Genomic DNA, 20,156 nt, shown 5'->3' on the forward strand with positions numbered 1-20,156 from the left:
GCCGGCGGCCCCGGTCTCGATGGCCGGGACAAGGGATACGACCTCCGGGCCGCGACGGCCAGGGCGTTTCGGGCATGGCCGGGCCGCGGGCTCGACCGGCGCGCGCTCGGGCGGCCATAGTGGCCGGCGATCCTTTTCGCGGCCGTCCGACCGGAGGTGCCCACGAAGCCAGTCGTCGCCGTCGTCGCTCCCGGCAACATGGGGGCGGGCCTCGCCGGCCGCCTGGTCGAGCACGGCCTGGAGGTCCGCACCCTGCTGGGCGGCCGCAGCGACGCCAGCCGCAGGCGGGCCGGGGCCTTCGAGGGCATCGCCCGGCTCGCGGCGCCGGGCGGCGCGTCGGAGATCGCGGCGCTGCGGGGCTTCTTCGCGGCGGAGGGCTGAGCGCTACTCGCGCAGCGCGACGAAGAGCAGGGCGAAGCCGGTGACCGTGGCGAAGCGGGTGGCGCCATCCTGGCCGTTCCAGCTCGCCGACTGCCACATCGCGAACCACTCGCCGCCGACGGCGATGAAGCCGGCGACCCAGATCGAGAAGGCCCAGGCCAGGGCGAAAAGGGCGAGTCCCTTGGCCGCCTGGAAGGCCTCCGTCTCGCCCCGCCGGGCACGCCAGAGCCGCAGCCAGCCGGCCCAGAGCAGGGCGGCTGCCAGCAGCTCCGCCGCGATGATCGCGAGATAGGCCAGGCTCTGCAGCGTCGGGTCGGTGACCGCCCGCCACATCAGCGCCGGGCTCTTGAAGGTCGTGTCCATTGACAGGACGTGCTGTACGAACTGCCAGTTGGTGCCGTAGTCGGTGATGTTGCCGAGGACGGCGAGCGTCATGTGCAGCGCGATGCCGCCAAGGACCAGCAGCGCCGCCCAGCGCTGGAGACCGGCCCGGCCGCCGCTCATCTCATGCGCCCGCATGCCGCCCCGGCGCTTGGCGCATTGGCGTCCGGAGCGGCGTTCGGACGTCCGACGGGCATTTTCGAAACTCCGACCGGCAAAGACCCTTCGCAATCATAGGCCCGGACCGGCCGATTCGCGCGGGGTGCGTGGCATGCGTCGGTCGCTTCCTCTGTCGCCGCGAACGACTCACGGTAGACGGCCCGGCCGCCGGCTGCGACAAGGAGGGTGGCAGGATCGGGGGGATGCCATGGATTCCAGTCTCGGCGGCGGCCCGGCCTGCGCGGGCTTTGAGCAGGCGACCGCGCCGGTCATCTGGTCGGGTCGACCCGACCCTCTTCGCTACGTTGCCAAGCGCTAGCCGATCCGGACGTCTTACGGCCTGTTCGGGCTGGTCTTCATGAGCTTCTGGCTGACGAGCCTGCTCTCTGCTCCTCACTTCGTTCCCATCCATTGGCTGTTCTTCGGCGTCGGCCTTCTGTTTGTCGTGGTGGCGCTGGTCTTCGCGCTGGCGCCGGTCTACGGCTTCCTGGAGGCCCGGGCGATGCGCTACGCCGTCTGCGAGGACGGCAGCATCGTCATCGCCAATGGTCGGCGCGGCCGTGTGCAGCGGCTGGACGCGCGAAATCTCGAGCTGTTCGAGCTCGACGAGGCACGAAGCGGGCGCGGGCATGTCTACCTCGGCACGGCTCCGGCCTCGATCGTCTCGCCAGTGCCGTACCGGCGCGAGAACATCGGCTTCATCGCGATTCCCGACGCGCGCGCAGCGTTCGAGGCGATCCGGAGCCTGCAGCAACGGAAGTAGCCGAGGCGGGTGCGTCAGCCCGGTGCCGCCCTGTCCCTCGGAAAGAAGGGGCAGGCGCCGCGGTTCTCCGCCGAAGCCCTGTAGGCGGCGCGGCGCAAGGTGTTGACCGAGCCGAGCGGCTCGTGGGCGGCGAGGCAGTGCCAGGAGTTGAAGCTCAGGCGGTCGCCGAGCGCGACGCCTGCCATGACGTCCTGCGGCGGGATCTCCAGATGGCCGACCCTGACGGCCGGGCCGCGCCAGGCGCGACTGGCGTCGTCGATCGGGTCCTCCTCGCCACGGCGCGGCTGGAGAAGGAAGTCGAAGCCGAGCGGCCCTCGGTCCAGTGCCGATTGCAGGCGGCTGCGGAAGTCGCAGCCACGAGCCCTTGGCCGCCGCTTTGTCTGTGCGTCCGGCCGGCAGAGGTACTTGGTCGCGCCGTCGCCCAGGCGATAGGGCGTCGCGCTGTAATAGGTGACGCGCGCGAGGTCCCGGTCTGCGGCCGTGTGCCAGCCGGTCGCCAGCAGCGTCGCGAGATAGTGCCAGCGGATCCGTCGGGGATCGAGAGCGGGGAACGCGTAGCGCGCGCCCAGCATGTTGAGCACCGTCACGGAGGGGATGCCGTCGAGGACGCGGAACAGCTCGGTCGCCTCGGCGGCGTCGCGGAACGGCTGGACCGGCTTGTCCGCCAGCAGGATCTCGTGCTGGCCGGCCGGCGCGCCGTCGCAGACCGAGCCCGCGACGCCCTTCAGCTTGATCGCCAGGCCTCGGGTGTCGGGCCAGCGGTCGTCCTGGAACAGGGAGTTGGAGAAGCGCACCAGGGCCGGATAGCGGGCGGCCTCGGCGAAAAGGCCGTGGCGCAGGGCCGGCTCGGCGGCCGGCTCGACCCGGAAGGTCGCGGTCAGGCAGGCGTGGGTCTTGTCGTGGACCTGGCGCGGCAGCGAGCCGTCCGACCTCGGCCGCTGGAAGGTGCGCCTCAGCCGCTCGAGAATCTCGGCCGTGGCCGCGTCGATCGTGGCGGTCGCCTCGCCGCTCACAGCGCGTAGCCCAGCAGCTCGAGGCCCGGCGCGCAAGCGCTGGTCAGGGCCTGGCGCTCGCTCTCCGGCAGCTCCAGGTACTTGGAGCGGGCGGTACGCGGTATCGCCGAGACCTCGTCCAGCCAGGCCGCGTCCTCCAGCGAGGGGTCGATGAAGCGGATCAGCCCGGCGAGCGTCTCGCGCGGCGCGGACAGGACGTCCTCGAACCTGAGGCTGAGCTGACGCTCGGGCGGCAAGGTGCCCAGCACCTGCCGGCCGACCAGCTCCATGTCGCTCCAGAAGGCACCGAAGTCGGTGAGCGTCGGACGGGCCGCCAGCTTCCCGACGTCGAGGAGGCGAAAGGCCTGCTGGTGGATCCAGACCTCGAGCAGACTGCCCTTCGACTTCAGAAAGGCGCGGCGGGCATCGTAACCCAGGCTCTGGACTTTCAGGATCGCGCCGAGCAGGACCCGGAAGTTGTGGTGTCGGCCCATCGAGATCGCGGTGTCCCGGCCGTCGCGGAAGACATGCACGACGCGGGCCTCGGGGAAGAGGCGCAGCAGCTTGGCCGCGTGCATCAGCGAGCCGCCCGAGCGCTCGACCCAGACCTGCCGGCCGAAGCGTGCCATGAGGTGTCCGAAGAGGTGCCGGTAGTGCTCGGCGAGCGGCTGGCGCGGCTGGTTGCGCACGACGGGCTCCAGCTCGTCGTGCAGTTCGTCGGGACGATCGGTCAGGTGCGGGAGCGTCACCGCCAGGATCGGTGGCACGTCGCCTGGGCTGAAGCGGGCGCCGGGCGTACCGTAGCGGTAGAGATTCTCCTCGACGATCTTGCCGTCCTTCAGCATGGCATGGAGCGCCGTGTTCTGGCGGGTCAGGATGCGCCACATCCGCTCGCCGTCGGGGCGCTGCCAGGCGAAGGCCTGGGCGCCGAGCGGCACGAAGAACTCGGAGAGGCTGAGCACCTGCGGATGCCGGCTCAGCAGGTCGGACACCATGGTCGAGCCGCAACGTCCGGTGCTGAGCACCAGGACGGGGGCGATCGAGTCGGCGGGGGCAGTGGTCATGGCGCTCCGTCGGCTCCGGCGTGGGCGTGGCTGAGCACGCGGAATGCCGTCTGCGCTCGTGGCGTGGGGTGCGGGTGGAGAGGCGCGGGAACGAGCGGGCGCGGCAGCTTCGACAATGACTACACGGACTGGGCCTCGGCCTCGATCATCTCGCTGCGCCGGTCCGGGGTGCAGATGACGGCGCGGCCATGCTGCCGGATGCGCCGACGCGCTTCAAGGTGCGCCGATTCCGGCCGGGCGGGGGCTCCCGCCGCTCAAGGCCCTGCCGACCGGTCGTCGGGGAACAGGGGGCAGGCGCCTCGGTTCTCGGCGGAGGCGCGGTAGGCGGCGCGGCGCAGGGCGTTGACCGAGCCGAGCGGCTGGTGTGCGGCGAGGCAGTGCCAGGGGTTGAAGCTGAGGCGGTCGCCGAGCGGCACCGTCGCGGCGACGTCCTGCGGCGGGATCTCCAGGTGGCCGACCACGAAGACCGGGCCGTGCCAGGCGCGGCCGGCGTCGTCGAGCGCATCCTCCTCGCCGCGGCGCGGCTGCAGGAGGAAGTCGAAGCCGAGCGGGCCCCGGTCGAGAGCCGCCTGCAGGCGGCTGCGAAAATCACGGCCGCGCGCCCGGGGGCGCCGCCGAGTCCCGGCCTCGGGCCGGCAGAGGTAGCGGGTCGCTCCTTCGCCCAGGCGGTAGGGCGTCGTGCTGTACCAGGTCAGGCGCGCCAGGTCCCGGTCGAGCGGGTTGCGCAGGCCGGCGCGCAGCAGGAAGGCGAGATGGTGCCAGCGGATGCGCCGCGGATCGAGGCCCGGAAAGGCGTAGCTGAGGGCAAGAAGGGTCAGGGGCGTCGCTGCCGGGATGCCGTCGAGGGCGTAGAACAGCGCACGCGCCTCGGCGGCGTCGCGGAACGGCTGGATCGGCTTGTCGATCAGCAGGAAGTCCTGCTGGCCCTCCGGCGCGCCCTCGCAGACCGGGCCCGGGCAGCCCCTGACCTTGATCGCGAGGCCGCGCGTGTCCGGCAGGCTGTCGTCGTCGAAGAAGGAGCTGGAAAAGCGGACCAGCGCCGGATAGCTCGCGGCCTCTGCGAAGAGGCCGTGGCGCAGGGCCGGGTCGGCAGCGGGCTCGATCCGGAAGGTCGCGGCGAGGCAGCCGTGGGTCTTGTCGTGGGCCTGGCGGGGCAGGGAGCCGTCCGGCCGTGGCCGCTGGAAGGTGCGTCGCAGCACCGCCAGCAGCTCGGCCGTGTCGGCGTCTGTCACAGGGGATAGCCCAGCAGCTCGAGCCCCGGCTTGCAGGCCTGGGTCAACGAGTCCCGCTGCTCGGGCGGCAGCGCCTGGTACTTGGAGCGGGCCGGCCGGGGCAGGGCGGCGACCTGCTCGAGCCAGGCCGGATCCTCGAGCGAGGGGTCGATGAAGCGGATCAGCTGCTGCAGGTTCCCGCGCGGCGAGCTCTGCAGGTCCTCGAACTTGAGGTTGAGCAGGCGATCGGGCGGCAGGTCGCCGAAGGCCTCCTGGCCGACCAGGACGAGGTCGCTCCAGAAGCGGCCGAAATCGTCGAGCCCCGGTCCGCCGGCGATCAGCTTCTCGGTGTCGACGAGCCGGAACACGACCTGCTGCAGCCAGCTGTTGAAGCGGCTGCCCTTCGGCGAGAGATAGACCTTCCGCGCCTCCACGCCGTAGCGCCGGAACAGCAGGATCATCGCCAGCAGGACGCGGAAGTTGTGGTGCCGCACCATGGAGAGGGCGGTGTCGCGGCCGTCGCGATAGACGTGCACGATGCGGGCGTCCGGGAACAGCCGCATCAGCTTGGCCGCCAGCATCAGCGACCCGCCGGAGCGCTCGACCCAGACGCGCTTGCCGAAGCGCTCGGCCAGATGGGCGAAGAGCACGCGGTACTGCTCGGCGAGCGGCCGGCGCGGCTGGGCGCGCACGAAGGGCTCCAGCTCGTCGAACAGCGCCTCGTGGTCCGGCGTCAGGTGCGGCAGCGCGACGGTCATGACCGGCGGGATGTCGCCGGGGCCGAAACGCGCGCCCGGGGCGTCGAAGGGGTAGAGGTTCTCCTCGACGATGTCGCCGCCCTTGAGCAGCGAGTGGAAGGCCGGGCTCTGGCGGCTGAGCAGCCGCCACATGTCCTCGCCGTCCGGCGCCGGCTCCGAGAAGGCCCCGGGCCCGAGCGTGATGAAGAACTCGGACAGGCTCAGCACCCCGGGATGGCGGTTGAGCATCTCCGAAACCAGGGTCGAGCCGCAGCGGCCCGTGCTGAGGATCAGCACGGGTGCGATGTCGTCCGGCCTGCCGTCCGGGGCGTCGGTCATTGCGGGACGTCTTCCTCGGCGTGAACCTTCTCCGGCATGCGGTAGCGCATACCTTCGTCGGTGTAGAAGGAGACCTCGAGCATCCGCTGGAACTGGCTGGCCAGGCGTCGCTGGCGGAACGTCGGGACCAGCCGGCCGGCCAGGCCCTCCAGCCGGTTCTTGAGCCTGAGCGCGGTCAGCGTGCCGAAGGTCCTGGCCGGCGGGAAGTTGAGCTGGCCGGCCAGCTCGTCGCCGATCAGCGCGCGCGAGACCTGGTAGATTCGCCGGGTCAGCCTGTCGCGCTCGCGCGGCTCGGTGATGCCGGCGACGACCGGTGCCGAGTTGACCAGGCAGTTGGCCATGATGATCGACTCGTCCGTGGGCGGCGGCTCGCAGAGCTGGCCGATCCGGTGCAGGCGGAGAGCCTCGGCCTGGGTCGCGCAGGACAGGGCCTCCGGCACGCCCATCAGGATGCCCGAGTAGCGCCAGACCGTCATGAAGGACTCGCGCTCCTCGTCGCTCAGTTCGACGCCCAGCATGCGCGCGCGCGTCAGCAGCAGGCCGGAGAAGCAGGCGGCGGCGTAGCCGATGTGGGCGGCGCTCAAGGGCCTGCCCCAGGCGGCGGCGTCCCATTCCGGCGAGCGGTCCAGCAGCTGCCGCACGCGGGCGTGCATCAGGCGGATGCGCACCGACAGCTTCCAGCCGTCGCCGCCGCGCTCCAGACCGCCGGGCATGAAGATCTCGACGAGGTGGCGGTTGTTCTGCTTCAGGCGGTTGACGCCCTGATCGATGACCCGGCCGGTGATGTAGAAGGACTGGCTGATCAGGGTCGAGAAGCCCTCGATCAGCACCGCGCCCACGAAGGCGCCGATGAACATCTCGGAATGGCGGTGGAAGGCCCGGCAGCCGGGCAGGGCGAGCTCGGCATCGAACCAGGTCGGCACCGGCTCGATGGCGTCGAAGAAGTCGCGGACCACGGCCGGCGCGTCCGGAATCGCGCCCGCGCCGCCATCGAGGCCGCGGCGCAGCCAGCCCTGGAGCTGATCGACGGGATGCCCGTTCAAGGCGGCCATCACCGCATCGGCCTCGGGGTCGCCGATCGTCGTATGGCGCAGGTAGCGCTCGGTCAGCGCGGCATCAACCGTCGCGCCCCGGGCATAGCCCTCCCGATAGGCGCTCGGCACCTCAAGAACGGTCATGACCGGGTAGCGCCGCCTCCTGCGACCACGAAGCCGGTCCCTTCATAGCCTGTCTCGGCCGGCTGCGGTAGCCACCGCGCGAGCCGCGGCACGAGGATGGTCGGTCAGGGGGAGAGAGTCTCTCCGCGGGCCGCCGGGGCAGCCCGCGGGGAGGGCAGGGCTCAGCTCAGCGTGTCGCCGAACGGCAGGTCGCGCAGGCGCTTGCCGGTCGCCGCGAAGATCGCGTTGGCGAGCGCCGGCGCGAAGGGCGGCACGCCCGGTTCGCCGACGCCGGTGGCATGGACCGGGAAGGGATGCGGCACGACGTGCACCGCGACCTTCTCGGGATAGCGGGTCATCCGGGCCATCTCGTAGTCGTAGAAATTCGACTGCTCGACCCGGCCCTTGGCGAAGGTGATCGCCGAGTAGAGCGACAGGGTCATGCCCATGACGGCGGCCCCCTGCATCTGCGATTCGACCCGCTCTGGGTTGATGCAGTAGCCGCAGTCGACCGCCGTCGTCACCTCCGGCACCGTGATCGCGCCGTCGTCGCCGATCTTCACGTGGACGACCGTCGCGATGTAGGAGACGAAGCTGCGGTGCGCGGCGATGCCGAGGCCCTCGCCCTTGGGCAGCGCCTTGCCCCAGCCGGCCTTGTCGGCGGCCAGCTCGACCACGTGGCGAAGCCGCCCGGTGTCGATCGGGAACTCCTCGTAGGGCTCGCCGTAGTTCCAGAAGTCCTTCGGCATGCCCGCTGTCTTGGGATCGATGATCCGGGCCGGGCCGATCAGCTCCAGCAGCATCTCCTTGGGGTCGCGGCCCAGTTCGTGGGCCAGCTCGCCGGCGAAGGACTGCACCGCGAAGGCGCGCGGCACGTTGGACACCGAGCGGAACCAGCCGATGCGCGTGTGCGCCATCGCCTGGCCGTTCTCGCAGACCACGTTGGGGATGTCGAAGGGCATGTCGACGAAGCCCATGCCGTACTCGATCGGGAACTGGTAGCCGGAGTCCGGCGCGAAGGTCGAAAGGATCGACGGCGCCACCGAGCGGTGGCGCCAAGCGGTCACCTTGCCGCTGCCGTCGAGCGCCGCCTCGATCCGCTCGACCGAGGTCGTGTGGTAGAAGCTGTGGTGGATCTCGTCCTCGCGGCTCCACTGCAGCTTGACCGGGGCGCCGACCGCCCGGGAGACCAGCGCGGCCTCCTGCACGTAGTCGCACTTCGACTTGCGGCCGAAGCCGCCGCCGAGCAGCGTGACGTTGACCGTCACCTGCTCGATCGGCAGCCCGAGCAGCTTGGCGACGTCCTCGCGGGTGCCGTAGCTGCTCTGCACCGGCGCCCAGACCTCGGCCTTGTCGGCGGTGACGTTGGCGACCGCCGCCGGCGGCTCCATCGGAGCGTGGGTCACGTGCGGCTCGTAGTACTCCGCGCTCACGACCCTTGCGGCCGCGGCGAAGGCGGCGTCGGGGTCGCCCTGCTTGCGGATCACCTTGCCGGGCTGCTTCGCCGTCGCCGACATGGCGGCCCGGTAGGCCGTGGTGTCGTAGCTGCCGTTCGGGCCGTCGTCCCACTCGATCTTCAGCTGATCGCGACCCTGCATCGCGGTCCAGGTGTTGTCCGCGACGACGGCGATGCCGCCGAGCGGCGCGAACTTGGCCGGCGGCGTCGAGCCGGGGATCTCGACGACCTTCTCGACGCCCGGCACCTTGAGCGCCGCCGAGGCGTCGTAGCTCTTGACCCTGCCGCCGACCACCGGCGGGCGGGCGACCACGGCGTACTTCATGCCGGGCAGGCGCACGTCGGCGCCGTAGGTCGCCTTGCCGGTCGTGATGTCGTGCAGGTCGACGATCCTGATCTCGCCCTTGCCGATGTAGCGGAACTCCGACTCGTCCTTGAAGGCGAGCGCCTCGAAGGGCGGCACCGGCTGGGCCATGGCGGCCTTGGCGAGGGCGCCGTAGCCGAGCCGCTTCGACGGGTCGGCGCGCTGGACGACCTCGTGCAGCTCGGCCTTGACCTGCTTCGGGTCGAGGCCCCACCGGGCGGCGGCCGCGGCCTCCAGCATGGCGCGCATGGCGGCACCGCACTGGCGCATCGGCTGCACGAAGTGGCGCAGGCTGCGCGAGCCGTCGGTGTCCTGGTTGCCGTACTTCGGCTCGTCGCCGGGCGCCTGGACGACCGTCACCCGCGCCCAGTCGGCCTCCATTTCGTCGGCGACGACCATCGGCAGGCTGGTGCGCACGCCGGTGCCCATCTCGGCGCGATGGGCGACGATGGTGACCGTGCCGTCCTCGGCGATGGCGACGAAGACATGGGGGTCGCTGACCGTGCCGTTGGGCATGCCGGAGGCGCCGGTCGGGTAGGGCTGCATGGCCTCGGCCGGCAGCACCCGGAAGGCGACGACGAAGGCGCCGGCGGCGCCGGTCAGCTGCAGGAAGCGGCGGCGATCGAGCTTTTCGAGCCGGCCCACGAGGATCGGGTCGCCGGAGCGGTCGGTGGAGGTGTCGGGGCGCACGCGCCCGGACAGCTCCCGGTCCAGATAGCCGAGCATCATGCGCCTCCCACGACCTGGCGCACCGCGGCATGGATGCGCTGGTAGCAGCCGCAGCGGCAGATGTTGCCGGACATCGCCTCGGTGATCTCGTCCGGGCTGGCGGCGGGGTTGGTCGCGACCAGGGCGGCCGCCTGCATGATCTGGCCGGCCTGGCAGAAGCCGCACTGCGGCACCGAGAGCTGGCGCCAGGCCTTCTGCAGGGGATGGTCGCCGGCGGGGTCGAGGCCCTCGATGGTGACGACGGCCTTGCCGGCCGCGTCGCCGACGCTGGTCATGCAGGCGCGCACCGCTTCGCCCTCGACATGCACCGTGCAGGCGCCGCACAGGCCGACCCCGCAGCCGTACTTGGCGCCGGTCAGGCCGAGCGAGTCGCGCAGGTACCAGAGCAGCGGCATCGCCGGGTCGCCGTCGTGGCGCTCGGCCCTGCCGTTCACGGTCAAGTCGATCATGATGGTCCTCCCTTCGGCTTCTGGTTCGCTCCCGGTCGGGCCCGGCCGCCCCGCGCTCCTTCGGCCGCGCGGTCGCCGGGCCTTTCCGGCCCCTTCGTCCCCGGCGGCGGGCAACCAGGGGCCGGCGCAGCGGGACGACGCATCGGAACATCGATTCTTCGGACACACTGGACCGCAGCGTCGGTGGCGTCGCTCGGCTCGGGCCTGCCTGGCGGCGGCGCGGCGGCGGCCTTCCTGCGGCTCGTCGCGGCGTGTCGGAGCACGCCTTGCGCGCAATTTTAGCACAGCTCTTGCGATTATCGACGGGCGGAATGCACCGGGCGGGACCAGGTCCTGTGCCGCCTTGTCCCGTGCAGCGGCCGCGCCCTAGGATCCGGGCTGTCCCGCCGACCACCAGGGAGCTGCCCCGCCATGCAGGCCGAACCGCTGACAGAGTGCCATCCGATCCCGCTGGTGCCGGCGGTTGAGGTGGAAGACCGCTCGGCCGAGGCGGCGGCGGCCTGGGCGGCGGATCATGCGGCCGAGCTCGAGGCGCTGGCCGACCGGGCCGGCGTGCTGCTGATCCGCGGCTTCCGCATCGACGGCCCGGCCGCCTTCCGGGCGGTCTGCGCCGCGATCCGCCCGGACCTCCGGACCTACGCCGGCGGCGATTCCCCGCGCAGCGGCGTCGCCGATCGGGTCTACACCTCGACCGAATACCCGCAGGAGCTCGAGGTGCTGCTGCACAACGAGCTGTCCTATGCCGGCTGGTCGCCGGACCGGCTGTTCTTCGGCTGCCTGCTGCCGGCCGCGACCGGCGGCGAGACCCAGATCGCCGACGGGCGGGCGGTCTATCGCGCCCTGCCGGCCGGGCTCCGCGAGCGCTTCGAGACGCGCGGCATCGCCTACCTGCAGCATCTCTGGGACGCCGAGGGGCCGCCCGGCATCGGCAAGAGCTGGCAGGAGACCTTCGAGACCGGCGAGCGCGCCGAGGCCGAGCGCTACCTGGCCGGGGCCGGCATGGACTGGGACTGGACCGACTTCGGGCTGCGCACGCGCGCCCGGCGGCCGGCGGTGCGCCGCCACGCGGTCGCCGGCGAGTCCTGCTGGCACAACCAGGCCGACCAATGGCACCGCGCGCTCGCCAGCGTGAAGGTCTCGATCGGCGCCCGGGAGGACCCGCGCTTCGATCCCGCGACGGCCGGCGAGGCGAGCCTGGGCAACCACGTCACCTACGGCGACGGCGGCGAGATCGATCCCGCCGACCTGGAGACGGTGCGCGCCGTCTCGCGCGCCTGCGAGGTGACCTTCCCCTGGCAGGCCGGCGACGTGATGCTGCTCGACAACGTGCTGGCGATGCACGGCCGCAAGCCGTTCACCGGTCCGCGGCGGGTGCTGGTGGCGATGGCGTGAGCGCGCCCGGCAGCCGCGGTCGGGCGCGCTCTACTTCGCCCGGGCCCGCCTCGGGCTCGGCTTCACCCGGATCAGCATCTGCCGGTCGGCCGAACGCTTGAGCTCGAAGGCGCCGCTCTTCTCGACCAGCGTGCTGAGCTTGGCGTGGCCGAAGCTGCGCGGGTCGAAGTCCGGCGCGATGTTGCCGAGGCGGCTGCCGACGCCGCCGAGCGCGACCCAGCCCTCCTCGTCCTCGAGGCCGGCCATCGCCTTCTGGAGCATCGGCACGGCCTTGCTGGCCGGCTCCTTCCTGGCGCCCTCGCTCTTCGCCTCGTCGGCCGGAGCGGCGGCCTTGCCGGCGGTCTTGGCGAGGGGCGCGGCCGCCGGCTGGTCGACGAGGTTCTCGACGTAGATGAAGCGGCTGCAGGCATTACGGAAGGCCTCCGGCGTCTTGCGCTCGCCGAAGCCGTAGACGACCAGGCCGTCCTCGCGCAGCCGCTGCGCCAGCCGCGTGAAGTCGCTGTCGGAGGAGACCAGGCAGAAGCCGTCGAGCCGGCCCTTGTACATCAGGTCCATGGCGTCGATGACCAGCGCGATGTCGGCGGCGTTCTTGCCGGTCGTGTTGCTGCGCTGCTGGTGCTGCAGGATCGCCAGCGACTGCACCGCCTTGTCCCAGCCGCCCAGGCGGCCGACCGAGAAGTCGCCGTAGATGCGCCGGACGTTGGCCTCGCCGAGCGAGGCGATCTCGTCGAAGATGGCGGTCGCGTAGCGCGCGGAGGTGTTGTCGGCGTCGATCAGCACCGCGAGGCTGCGGCTCTCGTCCGTCTGCGCCATGGGACAGTCCTTCCTCTGCGCGGCTTCGGAGGCGTGTCGGGTCGGCAGTCTGTCAGGCGCGGCCCGCCGGCTCCAGCTTTTGGTTCGGCCGGACGCGGCGAAGCGACGGCGCGCCGGGCTGCCGGGCGGGGCGTTCTTCCGGAGAGGCGCGGCATCGCGTCCGCTTGCGCGGCGCTCCGGTCATGTATATACATAATCTCGCGCAACGGAACCCCGGAGCCTGCCGCGCGAGTCCGGCACCGGCATCCGGGGAGCAAGGGGCTGGCCATGGCGGACTTTCTCACTCCCGGAGCGGTGACCCTGTCGCTGCTCGCCGACGTCTACTGGAACGGCCGCGCGATGCGGCTCGATCCGGCCTCGGCGCCCGCCGTCGAGCGTGCGGCGGCCCGGATCGCCGCGGTCGCCGCGGGCAACGCGCCGGTCTACGGGGTCAACACCGGCTTCGGGAAGCTCGCCTCGATCAAGATCGCGGTGGCCGACGTCGCGACGCTGCAGCGCAACCTGATTCTCTCGCACTGCTCCGGCGTCGGCGAGCCGCTCGACGAACGGGTGGTCCGCCTGGTCATGACCCTCAAGCTGCTGTCCCTCGGACGCGGCGCCTCGGGCGTGCGGCCGCAGCTCGTCCGGCTGCTGGAGGAGATGCTGGCGCGCGGCGTCCTGCCGGTGGTCCCCGCGAAGGGCTCGGTCGGCGCCTCCGGCGACCTGGCGCCGCTGGCGCATCTGGCCGCTGTCATGCTGGGCGAGGGCGAGGCCTTCGTCGCGGGCGAGCGCCTGCCCGGCGCCGAGGCGCTGGCCCGGGCGGGGCTGGCGCCGATCGTGCTGGCGGCCAAGGAGGGACTGGCGCTGATCAACGGCACCCAGGTCTCGACGGCGCTGGCGCTGGCCGGCCTGTTCCGCGCCGAGCGCGCGCTGCGCGCCGCCGTGGTGACCGGGGCGCTCTCGACCGATGCCGCGATGGGCTCGACCGCGCCCTTCGCCGAGGAGATCCACAGCCTGCGCGGCCATGCCGGCCAGATCGACGTCGCGGCGGCGCTGCGCGCGCTGCTCGAGGGCTCGGCGATCCGCGACAGCCACGTCGAGGGCGACGAGCGCGTCCAGGATCCCTACTGCATCCGCTGCCATCCGCAGGTCGCCGGCGCCTGCCTCGACCTGCTGCGCCAGGCGGCGCGCACGCTGGAGATCGAGGCCAACGCCGCGACCGACAACCCGCTGGTGCTCTCGAACGGCGAGGTCGTCTCGGGCGGCAACTTCCACGCCGAGCCGGTCGCCTTCGCGGCCGACCAGATCGCGCTCGCGGTCTGCGAGATCGGCGCCATCGCGCAGCGGCGCATCGCCCTGCTGGTCGATCCGGCGCTGAACTACGGGCTGCCGGGCTTCCTGACGCCGCACCCGGGCCTCAACTCCGGCTTCATGATCGCCGAGGTCACCTCGGCCGCCCTGATGAGCGAGAACAAGCAGCGCGCCCATCCGGCCTCGGTCGACAGCACGCCGACCTCGGCCAACCAGGAGGACCACGTCTCGATGGCCTGCCACGGCGCCCGCCGGCTGCTGCCGATGACCCAGAACCTGTTCTGGATCGTCGGCATCGAGGCCCTGGCCGGCGCCCAGGCGATCGAGCTGCGCGGGCCGACCCCGACCTCGGAGCGGCTCGGCCGGGCCATCGCCGCGATCCGCGGCCGCGTCGCGCCGCTGGCGGCCGACCGCTACATGGCGGGCGACCTGCAGGCGGCGGGCGAGCTGGTCGCCGAGGGTGCGCTCGACGCCGCGGGCGCGGATATCCTGCCGAGGCTCGCCTGAGCCGCCGGCCGCCAGAGAAGGGACCCGACCATGACCGACCCGCGCCACAACCTCCGCGACGTCTTTCCCCCGACCGGCACCGAGATCACCGCCAAGAGCTGGCTGACCGAGGCGCCGCTCCGGATGATCATGAACAACCTCCATCCCGACGTCGCCGAGAACCCGCACGAGCTGGTGGTCTACGGCGGCATCGGCCGGGCGGCGCGCACCTGGGCGGACTTCGACAGGATCTGCGCCAGCCTGCGCACGCTGGAGGCCGACGAGACCCTGGTCGTGCAGTCCGGCAAGCCGGTCGGCATCTTCCGCACCCACAGGGACGCGCCGCGCGTGCTGATCGCGAACTCGAACCTGGTGCCGCACTGGGCGACCTGGGACCACTTCAACGAGCTCGACCGCAAGGGCCTGGCCATGTACGGCCAGATGACCGCGGGCTCCTGGATCTACATCGGCACCCAGGGCATCGTGCAGGGCACCTACGAGACCTTCGCCGAGGCCGGGCGCCAGCACTACGGCGGCGACCTCAAAGGCCGCTGGATCCTGACCGCCGGCCTCGGCGGCATGGGCGGCGCGCAGCCGCTGGCGGCGGTCATGGCCGGGGCCTGCTGCCTCGCCGTCGAGTGCGACGAGAGCCGCGCCGACTTCCGGCTGCGCACCCGCTACTGCGACGCCAAGGCCCACAGCCTGGACGAGGCCCTGGCGACGATCGGGGCCTGGACCAGGGCCGGCGAGGCGAAGTCGGTGGCGCTGATCGGCAACGCCGCCGAGGTCTTCCCCGAGATCCTGCGGCGCATGCAGGCCGGCGAGCCGCTGCCCAGCGGCCGGCCCGACATCGTCACCGACCAGACCTCGGCCCACGACCCGGTCCACGGCTACCTGCCGCTCGGCTGGAGCGTCGCCGAGTGGCGCTCGCGGCAGGACAGCGAGCCGAAGGCCGTGGAGCAGGCGGCGCGCGCCTCGATGAAGGCCCACGTCGCCGCGATGGTCGGCTTCTGGAACGCCGGCGTGCCGACGCTCGACTACGGCAACAACATCCGCCAGGTCGCCAAGGAGGAGGGGCTGGAGAACGCCTTCGCCTTCCCCGGCTTCGTGCCGGCCTACATCCGCCCGCTGTTCTGCCGCGGCATCGGGCCGTTCCGCTGGGCCGCGCTGTCCGGCGACCCCGAGGACATCTACAGGACCGACGCGGCGATGAAGGCGCTGTTCCCGGAGAACGAGCATCTGCACCGCTGGCTCGACATGGCGCGCGAGCGCATCGCCTTCCAGGGCCTGCCCGCGCGGATCTGCTGGATCGGCCTCGGCGACCGCCACCGCGCCGGCCTGAAGTTCAACGAGATGGTGCGCACGGGCGAGCTGACGGCGCCGGTCGTGATCGGCCGCGACCACCTGGACAGCGGCTCGGTCGCCAGCCCCAACCGCGAGACCGAGGCGATGCGCGACGGCTCCGACGCCGTCTCCGACTGGCCGCTGATCAACGCCATGCTGAACGTCGCCGGCGGCGCCACCTGGGTCTCGATCCACCATGGCGGCGGCGTCGGCATGGGCTTCTCCCAGCACGCCGGCATGGTGGTGGTCTGCGACGGCAGCGCGGACGCCGACCGCCGCCTCGCCAACGTGCTCTGGAACGACCCGGCGTCCGGCGTCATGCGCCACGCCGACGCCGGCTACGAGGAGGCGCTCGACTGCGCCCGCGAGCACGGCCTGCGCCTGCCCGCGATCCTCGGCAACTGACGGCGGCGCGGTCCGGGCTCAGCCCGCGTCGGCGCGCGGCGTGAACTGCGCGAGCAGCTGGTGCTTCGAGCCGGGATAGCTCTGCCGCACCAGCGTGACCCACTGGCCGGCGATCTCGGTGCGGCGCAGCACCTCGAGGCAGGCCTCGCCGGGATCCAGGCCGAGCAGCTTCGCCGTGGCGCCGACGGCGTTCACGGCCCGGATGCGGTGCTCGGCCGAGGTCCAGGGGATCCGCTCGAGCAGCCAGCGGCCGGGCGCCTCGCGGGAGAAGTCCTGCTCCCGGGCGTCGGGCGCGGCCTCGAGGCTGATGATCCGCGTCTCCAGGCAGAAGGGCGCCCGGCCGGCGAAGTGGACGCCGCGCAGGAAGAGCACCTCGCCCGGCTCCGCGGCGGCGATCCCAGCCTCCCGGCGCTCGCTCTCGCTTGGCGGCCGGATCGCGCGCTCGTGGAGCGCGAAGCCGTAGTCGAGCCCGAGCGCGCGGACCTCCGACTCGATGTCGGTGATCTCCAGGACCGCCGACTGCGCCTGCGGCGTCGCGACGAAGGTGCCGAGCTTGCGCCGGCGGACCAGGAAGCCCTCGCGCGTCAGCTGGCTGAGCACCTTGTTCATGGTCATGCGCGAAACGCCATAGTCCTCGGCCAGCTTCAGCTCGAAGGGCAGCTGGAAGCCCGGTGGCCAGGCGCCGCTGACGATGCGGTCCTTGAGGTCCCGGAGGATCCTCTCGTGCTGGGTGCGGTCCCTGGGCGCGCGTGGCATGGGCTCTCGGGTCGTCTCGACTCGCTCGGGCCGGGAGCATAGCAGCCGGGGCCGGCGTCGGGTCGCTTCGCGCGCCGCGGCACTCACCGTAACGGTCGATCGATGCCTCGGCACTTGGGCAGGGGGCGGTGACGGGCGCTCTCGATTCAGCCTTCGATGGAAGACCCCCATCCGCCCGCGACCGGCGCCTGCCGCCGCACGACGGGCCGCCTGGCCTGCGCTTCAGGCCGCCAGGGCGATGGCGAGCGCGCCGACCAGGACCAGGCTGATCGCCCAGAGGATATCGAGGTTGAACCAGCCCCTGTTCAGCACCTTGAGGCCGACCCAGCAGTAGACCGCCGTCGCCGCGATCCCGCCTGCGCAGACCATGGCGAGGGTGTGGACGCCGGCGACGACGAGCGCCTGCAGGCCGTTCTCGCCCATCAGCCGAGCCGCCGCCGCGTGGCTCGCGCCCTGCGCCTCCGGGTCGGCGCACAGGCCGAGGTAGATCGGCACCAGCATCAGTGCCGCGCCATGCGCGGTGGCGATCAGGAAGGACCAGAGCGCGAGCCGGCCGGGCGGCACGCGCGAGAGGAACCGCGGGTGGCGGCGGTGGATCAGGAGGTAGAGGCCGAGCCCGATCACGAGCGCGCCGGCGCCGATGCGGATCTGCTGCTGCCAGGCCAGGAGCAGCGTCAGCATCGAGAAGGGGATCAGGATCGCCGCCATGGCGGCGAAATGGCCCGCCCCGAGCGCCACGATGGCGCGGGGCAGGGCAGCGCGGCGATGCTCCATCATCGCCGCCGAGACCGCGAGCGGCCAGCCCATCCCGGGATTCGCCCCGTGATAGAGGCCGGAGAGGACGACGGCGCCCCAGAGCGCCGCCGTCGATTGGGCATCGGCCATCACCTCGCCGAGGGGTAGCAGAAGCTGTCGGTCGAGCAGTCGCCGCCTTCGAGGCGGATCTGGTGCGAGCGGTAGCCCTCGGGGAACGCGACGTGGAAATCCTTGTCGAGGGCGATCCCGCCGTTGTCTCCGACATGGGCCATGACCATCGCCGCCTCGACCCCTTCGGGATAGAACTGGTCGTCCCAGGTCGAGTAGAGCGAGTTGGTCCAGTAGACGCGCTTGCCGTCGCGGCTGATCTCGAGCATCTGCGGCCCGCCCTGGAAGGCCTTGCCGTTCGGGTGCCTGCCCTTCTGCACGATGCCGCCGATCCGGACCGAGCCGCTGTGCTTGGGGGCCATCGGATCGCTCACGTCGTACTGGCGCAGCTCGCCCGTGCCCCAGCAGGCGACATAGAGGTGCTTGTCGTCGAGGCTGAGGTCGATGTCGGTGACGAGCGGCGGCACGGCCGAGAAGCCCTTCAGGAGCTCGGGCAGGTCGGCCGGATCGGCGGCTTCGGGCGGGATGGTCGCGGTCTTCCTGGCGTTGAACGTGCCGTCCTTCTCGCGCCACCAGGTCCAGATCGCGCCTTCGAGGTTCGTGGTGTCCACCACCACGCCGCAGAAGCCGTATTGCTTCACCGGGTCATGCGCGGGCCGTATCTCCAGCGCCATCTGCTGGTTTTCGCCGAGGTCGATGGTCTGCACGTTCCGGCGGCCGCGCAGGTCCCAGAAGTGCAGCCTGTGGCCGTACTTGTTGGACAGCAGGTCCGCGGGCACGATGCCGTTCTCGAACTGCGGCGGCAGGCCCCATTCGCTCGACACCATGTAGTCGCGCGGCAGGTTCCACCAGAAATCGTAGTGCTTGTCCTGCGGCCCGCGGTCCATCTCGTAGCGGCCGATCACCTCGAAGCTCTCGCAATCCATGATGAAGATGCCGGGCGGGCCCTCGGTCCCGTCCTTGCCGCCGCCGCCGAGGGTCGAGACGTAGATGCCCTCGGGGCCGCAATGGACGGTGTGGGGGCGCGAGTAGCCGGTCTTGGCGAAGATCTCCTCGGGCTCGACGATCCTGTGGATCTTCATCTTCGGCGCGTCCTTCACGTCGACCACGTAGATCCGCGAGGACCGGATGCCGGGGATGATCAGATAGCGCCGCTCGAGGAACGGATGGCCGTTCAGCGGCGACAGCGCCGAGGAGCAGGCGTTCCAGCCGAAATGGTGGAACTCGTCGCCCCTGTTCGGCATTAAGAGCGTGTTCACCACCTTGCCGCAGTGGGCCGAGCGGCGGTCGACGTTCACCACCGCGACGCCGTCGGGCTGGCTGAAGTCGGGGCTGAGCATCAGCGTGAAGGCCAGCTTCTCGGGCGGCGCCTCCATCGCCAGCTGCGGCGAGGCGTGAAAGGTCGGGTCGGGTCTCACGGTCATCTCGGTCTCCTCTCCTGAGTCCAGCCAAAGATGCAGTCTTCAGTGCCGGGATGGTGCCACTATTCCGGGTGCCGGGCGCAGAACGTGCGCCTTCGGCCCGGTGTCCGCGGTCTCGCTGATCCTAGACCGAACGCGGCCTCCATCACATGAAATGCATCGGCCGAACGCTCGCAGACTACCGGCCGTACCGCGCCGCGGCGCAGGAAACCTTCGGGTTCATGTCGGCGAACGGCCCGCTTGGGTTGTGGCGCCAAGCCCAGACGTGGAGCTCGTAGTAGGGCGGCAGGCCGTAGCGGTTGGGCGCGCCGGCGAAGTTGAAGAGCTGGCCTTCGAGCGAGGCCGAGCCCTTGAAGGTGATGTATTCCACGCCGACGAGCTCGAGCCGGCCGTCGGGCTGGGGCTCGTACATCACCGCCTCGGGGTGGGCGAGGTCGATGGCGTCGTCCTTCAGATAGGTCGCGTTGACATAGTGGATGCCCATGGCCCCGCCGCCGGCGCCGCTGGCGCAGGGGATCGGCGCATAGCCCTCGCCGAGGGCGGCCGAGACGTTCTTGAACCGGCCGTTGGCCTTCAGCACCTTGTCCAGAAGCGGATTGCGGGCGGCCTGCGGGACGGCCTTCTCCTGGCCGGCACTGACCACGGCAGGGGCAACGGCGCCGGCGAACAGGGCGGCAACGAGAAGGATCGCGGATCGGGAAAGCGTGCTCATTCGAATCTCCAAGTCATGAAGGCGGCTGGCGGGCGAGCGGCCCGCCGGCCCGTCTGGTCGCGCTGCCCTCAGCGGGCAGCCTTCGCGGTCTGCGGTCCGATCACGGCCGAAACCTCGGTCACGAGGTCGGCCGGGAAACCGCCTTCGCGCGCATGGCGGCGGATGGCGTCGACGCTGGCGGCCTCGTGGACGCAGTAGATCTTGTCGCCGGCGACGTAGCTGGTGACCCACCTGTAGGGCTCGCCGAGGCCGGCGACGACCTCGTTGGACTTGGCCGAGATCTCCCTGAGCTCCTCTTCGCTCAGCCTGTCCGCCCCGGGGATGTTCCGTTCGATGACGAAAGTCGGCATGTGCTTCTCCCGTGTGGCTGGCGGCCGGATGCCGCCGCGAATCGGAGCGTCGCGCCTCGGCGTTGGACGGGATGCGGACGGGGCGCGGGCTCCGGCGGCCCGCGGTCACACGGTTCGTCATACGGCGGGGCGCGAGGCTCG

The 20,156-nt window shown here is 71.7% G+C and carries 19 protein-coding genes; 5 read left to right on the forward strand and 14 right to left on the reverse strand.

All coding sequences use genetic code 11. From position 1 onward, the window contains the following. Window positions 1-156: 156 nt before the first annotated feature. On the forward strand, window positions 157-381 hold the full coding sequence (locus B9O00_RS17205) for a hypothetical protein (protein ID WP_143596264.1): 225 nt from the start codon (window positions 157-159) through the stop codon (window positions 379-381). 3 nt (window positions 382-384) lie between these two features. On the opposite strand, the gene B9O00_RS17210 is transcribed toward B9O00_RS17205, so the two are convergent. After that, on the reverse strand, window positions 385-885 hold the full coding sequence (locus B9O00_RS17210) for a DUF2165 family protein (RefSeq protein ID WP_085123939.1): 501 nt from the start codon (window positions 883-885) through the stop codon (window positions 385-387). A gap of 394 nt (window positions 886-1,279) precedes the next feature. On the opposite strand from B9O00_RS17210, the gene B9O00_RS17215 reads away from it, so the two are divergent. After that, complete coding sequence (locus B9O00_RS17215) at window positions 1,280-1,684, forward strand: hypothetical protein (protein WP_085123940.1); 405 nt, start codon at window positions 1,280-1,282, stop codon at window positions 1,682-1,684. A gap of 14 nt (window positions 1,685-1,698) precedes the next feature. On the opposite strand, the gene B9O00_RS17220 is transcribed toward B9O00_RS17215, so the two are convergent. From B9O00_RS17220 to B9O00_RS17250, 7 genes are all read right to left on the reverse strand, one after another. Continuing rightward, on the reverse strand, window positions 1,699-2,697 hold the full coding sequence (locus B9O00_RS17220; RefSeq protein WP_085123941.1) for a catalase family protein: 999 nt from the start codon (window positions 2,695-2,697) through the stop codon (window positions 1,699-1,701). Beyond that, the gene (locus B9O00_RS17225) at window positions 2,694-3,740 is read right to left on the reverse strand and encodes a sulfotransferase (protein ID WP_085123942.1); all 1,047 of its coding nucleotides are present in this window, start codon (window positions 3,738-3,740) and stop codon (window positions 2,694-2,696) included. The genes B9O00_RS17220 and B9O00_RS17225 overlap by 4 nt, the downstream gene beginning before the upstream one ends. 254 nt (window positions 3,741-3,994) lie before the next feature. Continuing rightward, window positions 3,995-4,972, reverse strand: a complete 978-nt coding sequence (locus tag B9O00_RS17230) for a catalase family protein (RefSeq protein ID WP_085123943.1) — start codon at window positions 4,970-4,972, stop codon at window positions 3,995-3,997. Beyond that, entirely contained in the window at window positions 4,969-6,027 is a 1,059-nt protein-coding gene (locus B9O00_RS17235; protein WP_085123944.1) for a sulfotransferase, read from the reverse strand. Before B9O00_RS17235 ends, B9O00_RS17230 begins: the two co-directional genes overlap by 4 nt. Continuing rightward, window positions 6,024-7,205 (reverse strand): oxygenase MpaB family protein, encoded by a 1,182-nt coding sequence (locus B9O00_RS17240; protein ID WP_085123945.1) that lies wholly within the window; start codon window positions 7,203-7,205, stop codon window positions 6,024-6,026. The genes B9O00_RS17235 and B9O00_RS17240 overlap by 4 nt, the downstream gene beginning before the upstream one ends. A 161-nt stretch (window positions 7,206-7,366) precedes the next feature. Beyond that, entirely contained in the window at window positions 7,367-9,730 is a 2,364-nt protein-coding gene (locus tag B9O00_RS17245) for a xanthine dehydrogenase family protein molybdopterin-binding subunit (protein ID WP_085123946.1), read from the reverse strand. Continuing rightward, a complete protein-coding gene (locus tag B9O00_RS17250; protein WP_085123947.1) occupies window positions 9,730-10,182 on the reverse strand; it encodes a (2Fe-2S)-binding protein in 453 nt (150 codons plus the stop codon). Before B9O00_RS17250 ends, B9O00_RS17245 begins: the two co-directional genes overlap by 1 nt. Before the next feature lie 411 nt (window positions 10,183-10,593). On the opposite strand from B9O00_RS17250, the gene B9O00_RS17255 reads away from it, so the two are divergent. Beyond that, window positions 10,594-11,574, forward strand: coding sequence for a TauD/TfdA family dioxygenase (locus tag B9O00_RS17255; RefSeq protein ID WP_085123948.1), 981 nt, complete (start codon window positions 10,594-10,596; stop codon window positions 11,572-11,574). A 30-nt stretch (window positions 11,575-11,604) separates the two neighbouring features. Here the strand turns inward: B9O00_RS17255 and B9O00_RS17260 are convergent, their stop codons facing one another. Next, entirely contained in the window at window positions 11,605-12,387 is a 783-nt protein-coding gene (locus tag B9O00_RS17260; RefSeq protein ID WP_085123949.1) for an NYN domain-containing protein, read from the reverse strand. Between the two features lie 267 nt (window positions 12,388-12,654). On the opposite strand from B9O00_RS17260, the gene hutH reads away from it, so the two are divergent. Beyond that, complete coding sequence (gene hutH / locus B9O00_RS17265; protein WP_085123950.1) at window positions 12,655-14,184, forward strand: histidine ammonia-lyase; 1,530 nt, start codon at window positions 12,655-12,657, stop codon at window positions 14,182-14,184. Between the two features lie 30 nt (window positions 14,185-14,214). Continuing rightward, window positions 14,215-15,912, forward strand: coding sequence for a urocanate hydratase (gene hutU, locus B9O00_RS17270; protein WP_085123951.1), 1,698 nt, complete (start codon window positions 14,215-14,217; stop codon window positions 15,910-15,912). Window positions 15,913-15,930: 18 nt separating this feature from the next. Here the strand turns inward: hutU and hutC are convergent, their stop codons facing one another. From hutC to B9O00_RS17295, 5 genes are all read right to left on the reverse strand, one after another. Next, window positions 15,931-16,668 carry a histidine utilization transcriptional repressor HutC gene (gene hutC / locus B9O00_RS17275; protein WP_085123952.1) on the reverse strand — a complete coding sequence of 246 codons (738 nt, stop codon included), beginning with the start codon at window positions 16,666-16,668 and terminating at the stop codon, window positions 15,931-15,933. A 222-nt stretch (window positions 16,669-16,890) separates the two neighbouring features. Then, on the reverse strand, window positions 16,891-17,553 hold the full coding sequence (locus B9O00_RS17280) for a hypothetical protein (protein WP_179243958.1): 663 nt from the start codon (window positions 17,551-17,553) through the stop codon (window positions 16,891-16,893). Next, window positions 17,553-18,956, reverse strand: a complete 1,404-nt coding sequence (locus tag B9O00_RS17285) for a selenium-binding protein SBP56-related protein (RefSeq protein WP_085123954.1) — start codon at window positions 18,954-18,956, stop codon at window positions 17,553-17,555. Before B9O00_RS17285 ends, B9O00_RS17280 begins: the two co-directional genes overlap by 1 nt. Window positions 18,957-19,131: 175 nt before the next feature. Continuing rightward, on the reverse strand, window positions 19,132-19,665 hold the full coding sequence (locus B9O00_RS17290; RefSeq protein WP_089229720.1) for a hypothetical protein: 534 nt from the start codon (window positions 19,663-19,665) through the stop codon (window positions 19,132-19,134). A gap of 68 nt (window positions 19,666-19,733) precedes the next feature. After that, the gene (locus tag B9O00_RS17295; RefSeq protein WP_085123955.1) at window positions 19,734-20,015 is read right to left on the reverse strand and encodes a DUF4242 domain-containing protein; all 282 of its coding nucleotides are present in this window, start codon (window positions 20,013-20,015) and stop codon (window positions 19,734-19,736) included. Window positions 20,016-20,156 lie beyond the last annotated feature (141 nt).

Source organism: Tistlia consotensis USBA 355 (assembly GCF_900177295.1).
GTDB classification, from domain to species: Bacteria; Pseudomonadota; Alphaproteobacteria; order Kiloniellales; family DSM-21159; genus Tistlia; species Tistlia consotensis.

What these genes read in the sequence shown, in the direction of transcription:
- hutH (WP_085123950.1), top strand. Translation starts at nt 12,655, where the DNA reads ATGGCGGACTTTCTCACTCCCGGAGCGGTGACCCTGTCGCTGCTCGCC.
- B9O00_RS17295 (WP_085123955.1), bottom strand. Translation starts at nt 20,015, where the DNA reads ATGCCGACTTTCGTCATCGAACGGAACATCCCCGGGGCGGACAGGCTG.
- B9O00_RS17250 (WP_085123947.1), bottom strand. Translation starts at nt 10,182, where the DNA reads ATGATCGACTTGACCGTGAACGGCAGGGCCGAGCGCCACGACGGCGAC.
- B9O00_RS17290 (WP_089229720.1), bottom strand. Translation starts at nt 19,665, where the DNA reads ATGAGCACGCTTTCCCGATCCGCGATCCTTCTCGTTGCCGCCCTGTTC.
- B9O00_RS17225 (WP_085123942.1), bottom strand. Translation starts at nt 3,740, where the DNA reads ATGACCACTGCCCCCGCCGACTCGATCGCCCCCGTCCTGGTGCTCAGC.
- B9O00_RS17215 (WP_085123940.1), top strand. Translation starts at nt 1,280, where the DNA reads ATGAGCTTCTGGCTGACGAGCCTGCTCTCTGCTCCTCACTTCGTTCCC.
- hutC (WP_085123952.1), bottom strand. Translation starts at nt 16,668, where the DNA reads ATGCCACGCGCGCCCAGGGACCGCACCCAGCACGAGAGGATCCTCCGG.
- B9O00_RS17255 (WP_085123948.1), top strand. Translation starts at nt 10,594, where the DNA reads ATGCAGGCCGAACCGCTGACAGAGTGCCATCCGATCCCGCTGGTGCCG.
- B9O00_RS17285 (WP_085123954.1), bottom strand. Translation starts at nt 18,956, where the DNA reads ATGACCGTGAGACCCGACCCGACCTTTCACGCCTCGCCGCAGCTGGCG.
- B9O00_RS17210 (WP_085123939.1), bottom strand. Translation starts at nt 885, where the DNA reads ATGAGCGGCGGCCGGGCCGGTCTCCAGCGCTGGGCGGCGCTGCTGGTC.
- B9O00_RS17240 (WP_085123945.1), bottom strand. Translation starts at nt 7,205, where the DNA reads ATGACCGTTCTTGAGGTGCCGAGCGCCTATCGGGAGGGCTATGCCCGG.
- hutU (WP_085123951.1), top strand. Translation starts at nt 14,215, where the DNA reads ATGACCGACCCGCGCCACAACCTCCGCGACGTCTTTCCCCCGACCGGC.
- B9O00_RS17235 (WP_085123944.1), bottom strand. Translation starts at nt 6,027, where the DNA reads ATGACCGACGCCCCGGACGGCAGGCCGGACGACATCGCACCCGTGCTG.
- B9O00_RS17260 (WP_085123949.1), bottom strand. Translation starts at nt 12,387, where the DNA reads ATGGCGCAGACGGACGAGAGCCGCAGCCTCGCGGTGCTGATCGACGCC.
- B9O00_RS17245 (WP_085123946.1), bottom strand. Translation starts at nt 9,730, where the DNA reads ATGCTCGGCTATCTGGACCGGGAGCTGTCCGGGCGCGTGCGCCCCGAC.
- B9O00_RS17280 (WP_179243958.1), bottom strand. Translation starts at nt 17,553, where the DNA reads ATGGCCGATGCCCAATCGACGGCGGCGCTCTGGGGCGCCGTCGTCCTC.